This window comes from Syntrophomonas curvata, from assembly GCF_052976825.1.
The window spans coordinates 936,863-951,442 of sequence record NZ_CM129641.1 but is presented as its reverse complement, the minus strand read 5'-3'; the positions used below and the strand labels follow the sequence as shown (position 1 = coordinate 951,442).

Sequence of the window (14,580 nt, the reverse complement as noted above, 5' to 3'; positions counted from 1 at the left end):
ATTATGCTATAGAGAAAGGTAAAAAAACCGTATCCCTGCCTCCTCGGTCCCCGCACTTGTTTCTAACCGGTCAGGCTTTCACTTTGTTTCTTCCTTCCAGCCAGATGAGCAGTTACATTCATTATTAACCTCAGGCCGCAATCATCCCGGGCACTCATTATGGACTCGGGATGAAATTGCACCGCAGCAACCGGCAGATGCCGGTGTTCAACTGCCATCACCACATTATCCTGTGATACCGCACTTACCTTAAGGCAATCTGTTACCGCTGCTGCATACAACGAATGGTACCGTCCCACCTTGAATTCCGGGGGAAGTTCTTCCCACAGGCTGCCGGGGTGTAAAATCCTAACCCACCCGGTTTTGCCATGCTGGGGGTACCCCAGCACCCCTAACTGACCCCCGAAGTATTCAACTATGGCCTGTAAGCCCAGACATACGCCGAAAATAGGGATTCCTTGATTAAGGCAGCACTTAATAGTAGCGTCGATATTAAAATCCGCCGGTCGTCCCGGTCCGGGTGAGAGCACTACCAGATTGTAATCCGGAGTCATCTTCATAACCTCAGCAACCAGATTCCAGCGAATCACTTCCACCCGGGCTCCGCTCTGGCGGAAGTAATCGGCCAAGGTATGCACAAAGGAATCCTCGTGGTCGACCAGCAATACTTTCTTGCCTTGCCCGGGCAGGTGCCCGGCTTCTGTTGGCTCAGTAGCCTGAAATTCATGGCTGCTGCGCAAAGCCCTCTTCAGTGCTGCAGCTTTCATATAGGTTTCCGCTTCTTCACTTTCCGGCACCGAATCGTACAACAGCGTAGCCCCAACTCTGATTTGCGCCATGCCCGATTTCATACTGATCGTCCGCAGGGTCAAGCCGGTATTCAGGTCCCCGCTGAAGGTAAAATAGCCTACCGCCCCCCCGTACCATCCCCGGGCCGAGTCCTCATTCTCCTCCAGCCATTGTATGGCCGCCCGTTTGGGGGCGCCGGTAACCGTTACCGCCCACATATGGGTGAGAAAGGCATCCAGGGCATCGAATCCTTCACGCAGGCACCCTTCGACATGGTCAACCGTATGAATCACATGGGAATATAACTCAATCTGCCGTCTCCCTATTACCCGCACTGAGCCCGGCTCACAGATGCGCGACTTGTCATTGCGGTCAACATCGGTGCACATGGTAAGCTCGGACTCATCCTTGCCGGAATTCAATAATTCCCTGATCTGCACCTCATCCTCCAGGGCATCTTTGCCTCGCCTAACCGTTCCGGAGATAGGGCAGGTCTCCACCCGTCTCCCCTCCACCCGGACATACATTTCCGGTGAAGCCCCTACCAGGAACTCGCCCCCGAGATTGATAATGAAACCATAGGGGCTGGGATTAATGGAGCGCAAAGAGGCAAACACCCGGGAAGGAGGCTCAGGGCAGGGCTCGTAAAGGCTCTGGGATAAAACCACCTCGAACAGTTCACCCTGGGCAAATGCCTTTTTAGCAAGCTTAACCTTGTCGGCATAGCGGCCCGGCTGGTGCTCAGGCAAAGCACATAGCGGTTCCCTTACGGCACATTGCCCCCTGCCCGCCAGTTCTCCCTGATGCCCCGGCAACACAGATGCCGGTTCGCTGATTATGCTTCTAGCCTCCCCTGCATACCACGGCTCATCTGCTGATGCCCCACCAAAAGAATAGTCGCTGCGGTAAGCCCGACCCATGCGGTGATCCACCACCAGCAGTTTATCCGGCAAATAAAGCACCAGATCCCATTGATCGGAAGACCTTTCCCGCTTTAACTCCATGGGCTCAAACTGAAAAACCAGATCATAACCAAAGGCTCCATACAGCCCCAGAAACCGGTCTTCCTCTGCCATCAGCAATTCCTGCAGCGCTCTGATTACAGAGAAAACACCGGGCTGCCGACTGCGTTCCTCCTCCCTGAAAAACCCCTCCGCTCCCATAATTCTCCCATATATCACGGGGACTCCTTTGCTATATGAAATATCAAGCACGGCTGCAGTAGAGGCCAGGCAACGGTAGATGGGCGGCAGCAATTTGCGCCCATTGGGATTTAAGGCCTTTATGGCAAACTCTTTTTGCCGGGCCCGGATTTCCAGGCAGGGCTCGATAAACCCGATATCCCACTGGGTATAGCGGCCCGGGTACTCGTAGCTGCTGGAAAAGAGCGCTCCTTTTTGATAATCAATTCTCTCCAATATATAATCACTGGCACCGCTTACCTCAACCTCTTCCACTTCGCGCCGTATCTCAATCCCGCCCTGACTGGCATAGCTTCGTGAAGTAAACTGGCCAGCCGCATTATGTCGGTTCATTGCCGTTCTCCTCTCCGCTGACTCCGGTAATATAAGTTTTGCTGCATATAGCAGCCTGTTTTCTTAATTCCTTGCTCAAGGCGGCAAAAGCCGCCGGAGTAATGGATTGGGGCCCATCGGATAAAGCCTGTTCCGGATTCTGGTGCACCTCTATCATCAGGCCATCCGCTCCGGCAGCAATCGCCGCCCGGGCTACCGGAGCCACCAGGGAACGGCGGCCGGTGGCATGGCTGGGGTCGACTATAACCGGGAGGTGGGAGAGCTCCTTCACCAGGGCTACCGCACCGATGTCAACCGTATTGCGGGTCATTTCCTCAAAGGTACGAATGCCCCGCTCACACAGTATTACCTGCTCATTGCCCGCATCCAGAATATATTCGCAGGCTAACAGCCATTCCTCTATAGTAGCGGCAAATCCCCGTTTCAAAACTACCGGACGCTGAATTCGGCCTGCTTCTTTTAACAGCGTAAAATTCTGCATATTGCGGCTGCCGATTTGAATAATGTCACTGTAGTAAGCCACCTTCTCCATATCCCGCACATCTACAACCTCGGTAACCACCGGCAGGCCGGTCATTTCCCGGGCTTCCTTCAATATCTTTAATCCCTCTTCCCCCAGACCGGCAAAGGAATAAGGCGAAGTACGCGGTTTATAGGCTCCGCCGCGAAGGATATGCACTCCCCTGTCCTTGATCAGGGCTGCAATTTCCAGATAACGGTCCCGGGATTCCACGGAACAGGGCCCGGCTATTACTGTGCAATAACCTTCTCCTATATATACTGGCCCTGCGGGAGATGAAATCTCAATTATGGTCCTGCTGTCACCCTGGCGGGAGGCCAGTTTATACGCTTCCATAGTTCCCCTCCCTGCTGCGGATCAGTTCTTTTATCGCCCTTTCCATCTGCCCGGGCAACAGCCGGGGTCGGGATTCATACTCCTCGATTATCCGGGCCAGATAACTGCCCACAACCACTGCATCGGCATAGTCTCTGAATGTTTCTATCTGCTGCCCGCTGGATATACCAAATCCCAGTGCCAGCGGGGTTGGGGTAAATTTCTTGATCCTCTGCAGGTATTCCTTAATCTCCTGCTCAGGGAGCTCTCTCATTCCGGTTACCCCCCGTACGGATACACAGTAGATAAAGGCTGCCTGCTGTTCGGCTGCCAGTTGGATTCTGTCCTCACTGCTGCTGGGAGCCAGCATGGGTATGGCCTCGAGATGATATTCCTGTAGAACCGGCATTTCATCCAGGGGAAGGTCAGGTACGATTAAGCCTTCTATACCTGCCGCCCGGGCTTCTTGCATAAATCTATCCAACCCCATACGGTACAGGGGATTATAATAGGAAAATAGAATTAAGGGCAAATGGCAGGCCTCACTAACCCGGTGGGCAAATTCCAGGCCCCGTTTCAGGTTTAATCCCTGCTTTATCCCCCGGTGGTGAAACCGTTCAATAACTTCCCCATCAGCCAACGGGTCCGTGAACGGGACACCCAGTTCCAGAAGATCACAGCCTCCCTGTTCCAGGGCCTTGATACAATCCAGGCATAGTTCTTCATCCGGCAGGAGGGCCATTATGAAGGCAATCAAGGCCGGTTTATGTTCCTGCTGGTAACGCAGCATCAGCTCTCTTATTCTGGACATTATTGCACCTCCCGTCTTGATTCCAGGTAGCTCAGGACTTCTTCCGTGTCCTTATCCCCCCGGCCGGAAATATTTATCACCAGGCTGGTTCCGGTCGGAAGCCCGGGGGCCATTTTCAAGGCATAAGCTACCGCATGAGCACTTTCCAGGGCAGGGATAATACCTTCATATTCGCTTAGCATAAGGAAAGCATTTACCGCTTCATCATCACTCACATTGACATAATTGACCCGCTCAGTAGCCCGCAGGTAAGCATGTTCCGGACCCACCCCGGGATAATCCAGGCCTGCGGAAATGGAATGAGTGTCCATTATCTGCCCGTTTTCGTCCTGCAGCAGCTTGCTCAGCGCACCGTGCAGAATACCATCAGTGCCCCGGGAAAGAGTGGCACAATGCTCACCCGCATGGTCACTGCGGCCACCGGCTTCCACCCCGATGAGCTCAACCGGCTCGTTAAGAAAGGGGTAAAATATTCCCATGGCATTGCTGCCGCCGCCCACACAGGCCAGTATGCACGATGGCAGCCGACCTTCCTCCTGCTTAAACTGTTCCTTCAGTTCCCGGCCTATAATGGACTGAAAATTGCGCACTATCATGGGATAGGGATGGGGACCTACCACTGAGCCAATAAGCATATGGGAGTACTCAAAGCTCTGGATAAAATCCCGAAAGGCTTCATTGGTGGCATCTTTTAAGGTCTGACTGCCTTTATTCACCTCTTTTACCTCGGCCCCCAGCATCTGCATGCGGAAAACATTAAGCCGCTGTCTTTGCATGTCGCGAGATCCCATATAAACCGTGCATTTCATTCCCAGCACGGCTGCGGCCGTGGCTGTAGCCACCCCATGCTGCCCGGCACCAGTTTCCGCAATCAGGCGCTCCTTGCCCATCCTTTGTGCCAGCAGGGCCTGCCCCAGAGTGTTGTTTATCTTGTGCGAACCGGTATGATTGAGGTCTTCCCGCTTAAGGTATATACGGGCGGAGCCGACCTCTTGGCTGAGCCGCCGGGCAAAATAGAGTGGTGACTCCCTCCCGACATAGTTTTTCAAGTAGTAGTCAAGCTCCTCACTGAACCCGGAGTCTTCAAGTATTTGCCCGTAAGCCTGTTCTATCTTTTTTAGCGCTGGAATCAGGGTCTCCGGTACGAACCTGCCTCCATAGCGGCCATAATAACCTTTGTCATCGGGATACATCGCCATCAGCCTCCTTTACTTCATTAATAAACGCCTCTATCATCAAAGGGTCTTTGCCTCCTCCGGGATATTCCACCCCGCTGGAAACATCCACAGCCAGGGGGTTCAGCCTTCTTACCGCTGTTCCCACATTACCCGGGTTTAGCCCCCCCGCCAGTATGAATTCAATATCCGGCGGGAGTTCGCCCAACCATTCCCAGTTAAAACTTCTGCCGCTGCCTCCCCTTACGGCAGTACTGCAGGTGTCAAACAGATAAAGGTAAGGTCGCCATCGCCGCAGGTAGTCAGGGTCAGGAGGCCCTTTCAGGGAGAAACATTTGATAACCGGCAGGCTTAACTCCGCCAGGTACTCGGGCGCTTCGTCCCCATGCAACTGCACCAGGTCCAGCCGGCAGTAATCCACGATTCGTTTAACCTCTGCCAGTTCTTCATTAACAAACACCCCCACCTTGAGGATGCCGTCCTTTAGTTCCCGGTTTATGGCGGCAGCCTCCTCTGCCTCAATCCGGCGCGGGGAAGGAGCAAATACTTCCCCAACCGCCCAGGCCCCGCACTTCCCGGCCCAAACCGCTTCCGTCAGGTTTTTTATTCCACATATCTTAACCAGGGTCATTACTTCTTCCCCTCCCATGGCAGGTTATTTAGATGCTTTACAGTTTTGGATGAACCACAGATTACACTGATTTTCACAGATTATTTTTTCTTAATTATTATCAGCGTTAATCTGTGCCTGAAGGGTTTGCTTCCTTAATAGCGACCGCAGGGAACATTTGTGTACCCCATAGGTGTGTCCGTCTGCGTCTATGTTCGTACTAACCCCACCATGGCGTAGCAAACCGCAACCATGAATGAAAATAGAATGATATGGATCAACCACAATGAAAAACCTTTTAAAAATCTGCGTTAATCTGTGTCTATTTCCGTGTTAATCTGTGGTTATTAAGTTCCCGCAGCTTTGCTCCGGGGTCGGGGGCGGTGACCAGGGCTTCTCCTACCAGAACCGCATTATAGCCGTGCCCCTTAAGCAGCAGGACATCCTCCCGGGTCCTGATGCCGCTTTCACTCACCTTGAGCATTGATGGGGGGATATACTGGGCCAGTTCCAGGCTGCGGTGAATGTCTACCGAGAAATCTTTCAGATTGCGGTTATTTACCCCCAGCATCTTTGCCGGCAGGTCCATGGCCTTTTGCAGTTCTTCCCGGTCATGCACCTCCAGCAGCACTTCCAGCCCCAGTTCCCGGCTTTTATCACATAGAGCCAGCAACTCAGGATAATCGTGCAGGGCGGCTATAAGAAGCACCATATCGGCCTGCAGCAAAACAGTTTCGTACAGCTGGACTTCATCAATAATGAAGTCTTTGCGTAAAACCGGCAGGCCGGTAATTTCCTTTACCCGGGGAAGCAGGTCTTTCCGCCCTTGAAATAACCGGCTGTCAGTAATATAGGAAATAGCAGCAGCACCGTTATCCCGGTAACAACCGGCCAGTTGCAAAACATCCATTTCATGAGCCAGTACCCCTTTCACCGGAGATGCCTTCTTGACTTCCGCAATTACGGCCATACTGTCTTGTGAACTTTTGAATACTCTATCCACATCCAGAGGTGGAAGGCGGGAAGCTATATCATCTATTGCCCCACGGCTTTTCAACTCCCGCACTTCCAGCTCTTTAAACCTGACTATCCGCTCTAACATGGGATCACCTTATCCCGGCTGTAGCTGATCATGGCCTGTAATGTTGCCTGGCTCTTGCCGGAATCAATGGCTTCGGCAGCTATCAGCATACCGTCCTCAATATCTGCTGCCCGCTCCGCTGCCACCAGGGCTGCGGCTGCATTAAGGATAACTACCTGCCGATGGGGGCCTGGCATCCCTTGCAATACCTCGCCAATAATCCTGGCATTACTTTCCTTATTTCCCCCCCTGATGGCTTCCAGGCCAAAGGGTGCTATACCCAGGCTCGTGGGGTCGATATTATAGGTTTGCTGCTGTTGCATTCCGGCATCAAAGACCCGGGTTGTGCCAATGGGACTTATTTCATCCATACCGTTTTGGGCACATACTACCAGAGCCCGTTTCCGCCCCAGTTGCAACAAAGTCTGCCCGATTGCTTCCTGCAGGCTGGCATCAGCTATACCCATAACCTGATAAGCCAGGGGACAGGGATTAAGTAAAGGACCCAGGAAATTAAAAATAGTCGCTACCCCCATTCCGCGCCGCAGGGGACCCAATTGCTTCAAAATGGGATGGTAATTGGGAGCAAATAAAAATGTGATTCCCGCCTTATCCAGCATCTCCCTGGCTTCATCCGGGGTGAGCTGAATATTTACCCCCAGGGCTTCCAGGACATCAGCACTGCCTACATTGCCGGTAACCGCCCGGTTGCCATGTTTGGCTACCGGAACTCCGCAACTGGCCGTCACCAGAGCAGCAGCCGTAGATATATTGAAAGTCCCCAAGCCATCTCCCCCGGTGCCGCAGGTGTCTATCAGTTCCAAATCACTGTCAATAGTAATGGCTTCTTCATACAGGGCCTGGACAAAGCCGCTCAGTTCAGCAGCAGTCTCCTTCCGGGTGCGCAGGGCACTCAGAAAGGCAGCCGCTTTTACCTCGGGAATACTCTCATGCAGAAGCATGCGGGCGGTCAAATAGGCCTCTTCCAGGTTGAGGTATTCTCCCCCCACCACGGTTTTCAAATAACGGTCAAACATATTAGCTCTCCTCTCCTCGTCAATTCTCCTCTGTTCTCCGCAGTGTTGTTAATCAACCAGTATTTTGGGGCCAAAAAATCACCATATTTTAAACAGTTGCCTTGAATACGAAACTAAAACGCGCTTAATAGAGGGGCCATCGTTTTAGCCCCCCATCGTGGTTTATGACATAACTCAGGTGAGAAGACAAAATTGTACGCTTAATTAATGTGCTAATGGAGGTAAGAAATAGTTGGGTCGAAGGGTAGTCTAAACCGGGAAGAAATGCTCTTTGCATAATGCAGGGTGTATGGTTGGTACTAAAGAATGGCAGGACAATATGGCCACTGGCCATGCTGGCAGTGGTCGCAGCAGTATTGGGAATCAAGGGAAAATTAAAACCAGCACGGTAGAATGTGCTGGTCACCATATTATAAGACCGGCTCATCTCGTCCATGTTCTCCTCTGCTCTTCTCATCTCGTCAATCTCATCAGCTATTCGCTTGTAGATATTGTAAATTTAACCTCGCTGCAGGTAATTTGTCAATCAGTTATTTTGTAAAAAAATTGCTGATTTCAGGAGCGATACCCCTAAAGATTCTTGACAACCGTCCTTGACCCCAGGCCATAACTACTTATGAAAATAACCAACAGGGTTTTATTTTTTAGTTTCCCTTAAAAAGTCAGCGTCAGTCTGCGTCTTTTTTCTTGCTAAATGTATTTAAACCTGAATGGCATCTCCCGTCTAATATCCTGCTTTAGTTTATCCACCACTGCTGCAGGTACCCTGTTTTCACTTTTGCCCAGAACCAGGCTAAAAGCCCAGCAAAGACCCAGATAAGGCATGATTTTTACCATGTAAGGCTCTCCTGCCGGATAGCGCAGGTGCAACAATGGCGATAAGCCGATATCCCTGACCCCACGGGCTAATTCCCGGTCATCTATCCCGGTATAAGTCTGATATTCCGCCATATCAAAATCGGCATTGTTGGCACCACTATTAGGGGAAAACATCTGCTTTATCATTTGTTTTTTATGCTCGCTGCCGGCCGCCAGGAAGCGGAAAAACTGATAGCGCCTGCTTTTGGTGATGGTTGTGGGATCGGCAATAGTAATGATAACGCCGTTTTCCGATAACCGGTCAGCGGCACTCTTCAGTAAACCAAGCGGTTCTTTGAAATGATGTATGGCCGAAGAGAATACAATTAAATCGTACTCCCCCTCGGAATCCAGAAAAGAGAAGGCATCTGCCTGAACCACATCTATCTCCTGGATGTTATTCTTAGCTATCATTTCCCGGGCAATCGCCAGCATCTTTTCCGACAGATCCACCAGCGTAACCTTGCACTCCGGGGCACAGGATTTAAGCACAAATGCCGCCTTACCCGCCCCCCCGCAGAGGTCGACCGCCCGCAGGCTGTGGTCAAGCGTCTTTTCCAACATATCGGTAACGGCCTTGAAGATTACATTATACTCAATATAGGAATATCGGGGTTCTTCAAAATCTTTATAGAAATTTACAATATGCTCGCTATCATACTTTTCGATATTCGCCTGTAATATATCTTCCTCCGTGCATTCTTCCCACCTTTTCGCCATGTTTTACCCCCACCCTTATCTTTCTTAATATTACTATTTCTCCAAATTATTGCATTACCCTTTATTGTTTTGCAAAGAGCGGCAGTTGAAAAAACCATGACTAGAATGCTTACTCCCAGGGTGATTATGTAATGATTCAAGGAAAAAATGGCCTCTGGAGGTGCGGACAAAATCTTGGACCCTGATAGAGACAGGAGGGTGTCCGTATGTATTCAAGAGAAGAGCGCATGAAGGCAATTGAGCTATACATCAAGTATGATAAAAGTATAGCTGCTGTAATTCATGAACTTGGCTATCCAAGCCGTGGATTATTGCCGAGATGGTATAAAGCATATCTAAAAGAACAAGAGACTGGGATCTTGTGGGATCGATATTCACGATGCTCGAAATATTCACTAGAGCAGAAGATAGCTGCTGTAGAACACTATTTTGAGCATGGTCGCAATTTATCAAGGACGGTAATATTACTGGGGTACCCCTCTAAGGAGGCACTCAGATTATGGTGTGATGAGTTGGCACCAGGAAGTCGCAAAAAGCGTGTTGGAGGTGTACAATGCACTCAAGAGCAGAAGAAAGAAGCCGTAATTGCACTATGCACCAGAACCGGCAATGCTAAAGAAATCGCCAGGGAATATGGCGTCACCCGAGAGGCACTATACAACTGGAAAAACGATCTGCTCGGCAAGGAGGATAGCATAACGATGCCTGAGGCAGAGGACAAACCGCTCCCCGATAACAAGGATGCCCTTTTATCCGAAATCGAATCGCTGAAACGTCAGATTAAAGGACTGAAGCTTGAAAAGGCCATTTTGGAAGGGACAGCAGAGATTATAAAAAAAGATCCGGGCGTCGATCCGAAGAACCTAACAAACAAAGAGAAGGCGATTCTGGCCGACGCCCTGAGAAATGAGTATCCGTTGAAGGAAGTGCTTGCGTGTCTAGGAATGCCACGCAGCAGTTACTTTTACCATCGAAAGCTCGCGTCAATTCCAGGCAAATACGAAGAACTGAGGCGCCGTATCATAGAGTTGTTTGGGGAGAACGGTGGACGATATGGCTACCGACGAATCCATGCTTTGCTTGCGCGAGAAGAAACACGCGTTTCCGAAAAGGTTGTGCGACGTATAATGGGGGAATCCGAGCTTGTTGTTTTCCAAAAAAGGAGGCGGAAATACAGTTCGTACCAAGGCGAGAAGACTCCGGGCGCAGACAACTTAATCGAGCGCAATTTCCATGCGGATGGGCCGAAAGTCAAATGGCTCACGGACATAACGGAATTCGCTATCCCTGCTGGGAAAGTATATCTTTCCCCAATTGTGGATTGTTTTGATGGGTTGCTGCCAAGCTGGTCTATAGGGACTAGCCCTGATGAATATTCCGGTGCGGCGAAGCCGCAGTTCCGGAGAATAGGAAACCGCCTGTCCGGAACTGGAAACCGCACTTGAATAATCCTTTACTCACTAAGCAATTTATCTAGACCATACACTTCACGCATTGAAATGTCTTTTGACGGATCGGTGCTTTCGATATTAATTTTGTATGCATCGTGTACGATGCGGTCAAGAATGGCATCTGCTATTGTGCTGTTATCGCCGCCCAACTGATCATACCAGCCTTCCTGGCGGAACTGGGAACAGAAGATAGTGGAAGACTTCTTTCGGCGCTTATGAAGCAGTTCGAAAATATCCTTACTTTCTGATTCAGAAGGCTTTAAAAGCAGCCATTCATCCAGAATGAGCAGCACTGGATTGGTATACTTGGTCATAACTCTTCTGTAAGAACCGTCAGTTCTTGCAATTTCAAGATCAAGAAGCAGGTCAGGTAACCTTATGTATTTTACTGAATAATATTGCTTGCAGGCTTCCATGCCAAAGGCACAAGCCATGTAGGTTTTTCCGCTGCCGGTTGCGCCGGTAATAAAAATATTTCGGTGCTCGGTGATATATTCACAGGTTGACAGTCTTTGCAGTAACGACTTATTCAGCTTTCTGCCTGAAGCATAGTTGATATCCATAATGCTGGCATCTGGCTGATCCAATTCGGCCTGCCGGATCAACCTTCTCAAACGGTTGTTTTTACGGCTGGTGTATTCGATATCCACCAGCATGCCCAGACGATCTTCGAAAGGTACGTCCTTCATTCTGGGATCGCTCAGCTGGTTGCGAAATGCATCTGCCATAGCAGTAAGACGCATTTCAATCAATTTATCGATTGTACTCTGGTTTGTCATAATGGCTGCTTACCTCCCATAGTAACCGGCACCTCTGGTGATGCCGTATTTGTTTGTGGTGGATTCAGCTATTGGGGATTGATCAGTGATCTGACCATCCTTTCCGGCTGTGAGTATGTTTTTAATACTCTTGTAGCTGGGCGCTGCAGTATAGGAGAGAGCCTTTTTACAGGCCGCTTCCAGACGCTCTGCGGAATATTTATCCGCAAGCTTCAGAAGCCCCATACAGCTTTTGTAGCTCTGTTGTTCCACCCGTTGGGAGGTAAGTATTGCATCAACAGCTTGATACGTATTGATTCCAATTTTATCAGCCCATTTACGGAATCGATCGCCGTTCCATTCCAGATATTTCTGATGGTCTTCCGGCATATGTTCCACAATGGTGCTGTACTGCCCAGGCCTACCGTGTAGACGGGCATGTGAACATAGACGGTTATGGTTAAAGAAAACCTCAATGGTTGTCTCTGTTATCCTTACATCGACCTTGCGTTTGATATACTCACAAGGAACAGAATATAGCATTCTGTCAACAGATATATGATAATTGAACTGAACAGTGGCTTTTTTCCAAGCTGCCAGTTCATAGGGGGTAGCAGGTAAAGGTGCCAAAAGTGACTGTTCTTCCGCAAGAAACAAACTGATCCGGCTACCCTCTTTCTTTTGGAATAACCGGGCATTAAAAGCTTCCAGCTTTACTCCTATGGCCTTGTTTAATTCATACAGAGAAAAGAACTGCTCGTTGCGGAGAGCTGCGGTGATCCAGGTGGATATGTTTCCGACAGATCCCTCCACGTTTGGCTTGTCCTTAGGCTTTCTGACTCTGGCAGGAATGATGGCTGTGCCATAGTGTTCTGCCATTTCATAGTAGGTGGTGTTGACCTGCTGGCTATACCAGCCGCCATTCTGGATCACAGCTGTCTTGCAGTTGTCCGAGACCAGAATCTTAGCCACACCGCCAAAGTATTGGTACATATGGATATGGGCTGTGATCCATGCCTGTTGTTTTTCGTTAATAAAAGCTTCGACATAGGCATACTGGCTGTAAGTCATGACACCTACGAATATACTTGCTTCAATGATTTCGCCGGTATCCGGGTCTATGATTTGGGCAGGATCACCTGCCCAATCGACCTCGACCTGTTCTCCCGGTTTGCGGGCTATGTGCATGGTAGCACGACGTTTCTGCTCATCCTGCTGGATGTAATAGCAGAATTGAGAATACATAAGCGGCTGCTCATTGTTAAGACGGCATTCCTCCATGTATTCGGTCCATAAGAGCTTTTTGCTGACTCCATTTTTAAGCAACTCTTTGTGGATGTAAGCAAAGTCCGGCATTTTCTTAACTGTGTTTACTTTGGATTTGGAAAAAAGAATTTGTTCTAGTACAGCATCAGTCTGGTTGTCGTCAATTGGCCATGAAATATTAAGTTCTTTAGCCCTGTTGATAACTCGATTGACTGTTTTCTTAGAGACATTGCTGCTGTAGGCGATGTTCTGCTGGCTGAATCCAAGACTATGAAGTCTTAGGATTTCCCGATACTTGGTCATTTTGTGATGACCTCCTTCAAATGTATTTACACCCTCAGGTGCATTGATACATTATATCGGAGGAGGCTTCTTTCACGGTTTCCGCTTCCGGTACAGCGGTTTCCTCTAGAACGGAATAGCGGTTTCCAACCACCGGACAGGCGGTGTAATTTGCTCCGGAATACTCACCCTGATGCCGATTTGGTCAACAGCATGCTTGACCGCGCGACAGAAACCCTGAAAGAAGGTGAACATCCGCTGGTGCATTCAGATCGGGGCGGCCATTATCGTTGGCCTGGGTGGATATCACGAATGGAAAAAGCGGGTCTTCAACGCTCGATGTCAAAGAAGGGCTGCTCGCCCGACAACGCAGCTTGTGAGGGATTCTTCGGCAGGCTCAAGAACGAGATGTTCTACAATAGATCATGGACAGGGGTCAGCATAGAGGAATTCATGGATATCCTTGACGAATATTTGGTCTGGTATAATGAGAAGAGGATCAAACTTTCTTTGGGTGCGATGAGTCCGTTGGAATATAGGCGAAGCCTTGGTTTGGCCGCCTAAGGTGTCCAAAAAAACGTCCGCACCTCCTTGCTGTATTTTTTACTTGCCAAACACAGGAAGTCTATATCATAGTGCATTTTCTTCTTTATATATACGGAATTTGGGTTAAGCGAATCTACAGATTTTGTTTAATTTGGTAAGAAGTTTAAATAGTGACAAAGTGAAGCATATTACCATTTTGCCCGATGATTTTTTTCAAAGCATCAAAAGAAATCCATACCGTAGCAGTATTGTCATTGGGATGAACCCCAAGCTTGTTTTTTCCCGCTAAATCTTTGTCCAGTACTACTTCTACAAAAGCATCAGGATCATTAATTATGCCTAAAGGTGTTACTTCCCCTTTTTGAAGATGTAAATACTTAAAAAGCCTTTCTTCAGAAGCAAAGCTTAATCTAGTGCAACCCAGTTGTTTTTGAATACTTTTTAAATCGGCCTTTTTGTCTTGATATAGAACCACAAGGAAATGCCGTTTTCCTTGTGCATCGCTTAAAAATAGGCTTTTACACATATCCCCATATTGGGATATATTTAGATTAAGCCCTTCTTCTGCTGTAAAAACAGCCGGATGATTTATACTCTGGTACTCAATATTTAAAGCATTTAATATTTTAAAAACTTTTTCTTTTTGATTATCCATTCCTTCTTCTCCTTTATGTATTCCACTTTATCTAAATAAGCTTTATCTTTGACATTCTACCCCTACATAGTTCGGTAAAACAAATCCGATTTCAAATTTTTATACTTTTCCATTGACTACTCAATATCAGCTTCCCAATATTGTTATAACTTTTGATATGTCAGGCAACTA

At 48.9% G+C, this 14,580-nt stretch carries 12 protein-coding genes and 1 pseudogene; 2 read left to right on the top strand and 11 right to left on the bottom strand.

Going from position 1 to position 14,580, the window contains the following annotated elements:
• Window positions 1–62 precede the first annotated feature (62 nt).
• The 8 genes from ACU70B_RS04115 to ACU70B_RS04080 all read right to left on the bottom strand — a co-directional run bounded on the left by ACU70B_RS04115 (window position 63) and on the right by ACU70B_RS04080 (window position 9,451).
• Complete coding sequence (locus ACU70B_RS04115) at window positions 63–2,324, bottom strand: anthranilate synthase component I (protein WP_447185076.1); 2,262 nt, start codon at window positions 2,322–2,324, stop codon at window positions 63–65.
• Window positions 2,311–3,180 carry a 3-deoxy-7-phosphoheptulonate synthase gene (aroF, locus tag ACU70B_RS04110; protein ID WP_447185075.1) on the bottom strand — a complete coding sequence of 290 codons (870 nt, stop codon included), beginning with the start codon at window positions 3,178–3,180 and terminating at the stop codon, window positions 2,311–2,313. The genes ACU70B_RS04115 and aroF overlap by 14 nt, the downstream gene beginning before the upstream one ends.
• Window positions 3,167–3,970, bottom strand: coding sequence for a tryptophan synthase subunit alpha (trpA, locus tag ACU70B_RS04105; RefSeq protein ID WP_447185074.1), 804 nt, complete (start codon window positions 3,968–3,970; stop codon window positions 3,167–3,169). Before trpA ends, aroF begins: the two co-directional genes overlap by 14 nt.
• Window positions 3,970–5,163: a tryptophan synthase subunit beta gene (gene trpB, locus ACU70B_RS04100; RefSeq protein ID WP_447185073.1), complete on the bottom strand. Its 1,194-nt coding sequence runs from the start codon at window positions 5,161–5,163 to the stop codon at window positions 3,970–3,972. The genes trpA and trpB overlap by 1 nt, the downstream gene beginning before the upstream one ends.
• On the bottom strand, window positions 5,150–5,776 hold the full coding sequence (locus ACU70B_RS04095) for a phosphoribosylanthranilate isomerase (RefSeq protein ID WP_447185072.1): 627 nt from the start codon (window positions 5,774–5,776) through the stop codon (window positions 5,150–5,152). Before ACU70B_RS04095 ends, trpB begins: the two co-directional genes overlap by 14 nt.
• Window positions 5,777–6,077: 301 nt before the next feature.
• Window positions 6,078–6,857: an indole-3-glycerol phosphate synthase TrpC gene (gene trpC, locus ACU70B_RS04090; protein ID WP_447185071.1), complete on the bottom strand. Its 780-nt coding sequence runs from the start codon at window positions 6,855–6,857 to the stop codon at window positions 6,078–6,080.
• Entirely contained in the window at window positions 6,851–7,873 is a 1,023-nt protein-coding gene (trpD, locus tag ACU70B_RS04085; RefSeq protein ID WP_447185070.1) for an anthranilate phosphoribosyltransferase, read from the bottom strand. Before trpD ends, trpC begins: the two co-directional genes overlap by 7 nt.
• A gap of 690 nt (window positions 7,874–8,563) precedes the next feature.
• Window positions 8,564–9,451, bottom strand: coding sequence for a class I SAM-dependent methyltransferase (locus ACU70B_RS04080; RefSeq protein ID WP_447185069.1), 888 nt, complete (start codon window positions 9,449–9,451; stop codon window positions 8,564–8,566).
• A 206-nt stretch (window positions 9,452–9,657) separates the two neighbouring features.
• Here ACU70B_RS04080 and ACU70B_RS04075 point away from each other — a divergent pair, with 206 nt between their 5' ends.
• Window positions 9,658–10,896: an IS3 family transposase gene (locus tag ACU70B_RS04075; RefSeq protein ID WP_447185068.1), complete on the top strand. Its 1,239-nt coding sequence runs from the start codon at window positions 9,658–9,660 to the stop codon at window positions 10,894–10,896.
• 8 nt (window positions 10,897–10,904) lie between these two features.
• Here ACU70B_RS04075 and istB read toward each other — a convergent pair whose 3' ends face one another.
• Both istB and istA read right to left on the bottom strand, forming a co-directional pair.
• Window positions 10,905–11,681 carry an IS21-like element helper ATPase IstB gene (istB, locus tag ACU70B_RS04070; RefSeq protein WP_447184671.1) on the bottom strand — a complete coding sequence of 259 codons (777 nt, stop codon included), beginning with the start codon at window positions 11,679–11,681 and terminating at the stop codon, window positions 10,905–10,907.
• A 9-nt stretch (window positions 11,682–11,690) separates the two neighbouring features.
• Window positions 11,691–13,229 carry an IS21 family transposase gene (gene istA / locus ACU70B_RS04065; RefSeq protein WP_447184670.1) on the bottom strand — a complete coding sequence of 513 codons (1,539 nt, stop codon included), beginning with the start codon at window positions 13,227–13,229 and terminating at the stop codon, window positions 11,691–11,693.
• Window positions 13,230–13,391: 162 nt separating this feature from the next.
• On the opposite strand from istA, the pseudogene ACU70B_RS04060 reads away from it, so the two are divergent.
• Window positions 13,392–13,772: pseudogene (locus ACU70B_RS04060) on the top strand (transposase); the annotation flags it as partial.
• A gap of 145 nt (window positions 13,773–13,917) precedes the next feature.
• On the opposite strand, the gene ACU70B_RS04055 reads toward ACU70B_RS04060, so the two are convergent.
• A complete protein-coding gene (locus tag ACU70B_RS04055) occupies window positions 13,918–14,409 on the bottom strand; it encodes a prolyl-tRNA synthetase associated domain-containing protein (protein WP_447185067.1) in 492 nt (163 codons plus the stop codon).
• Window positions 14,410–14,580: the final 171 nt, after the last annotated feature.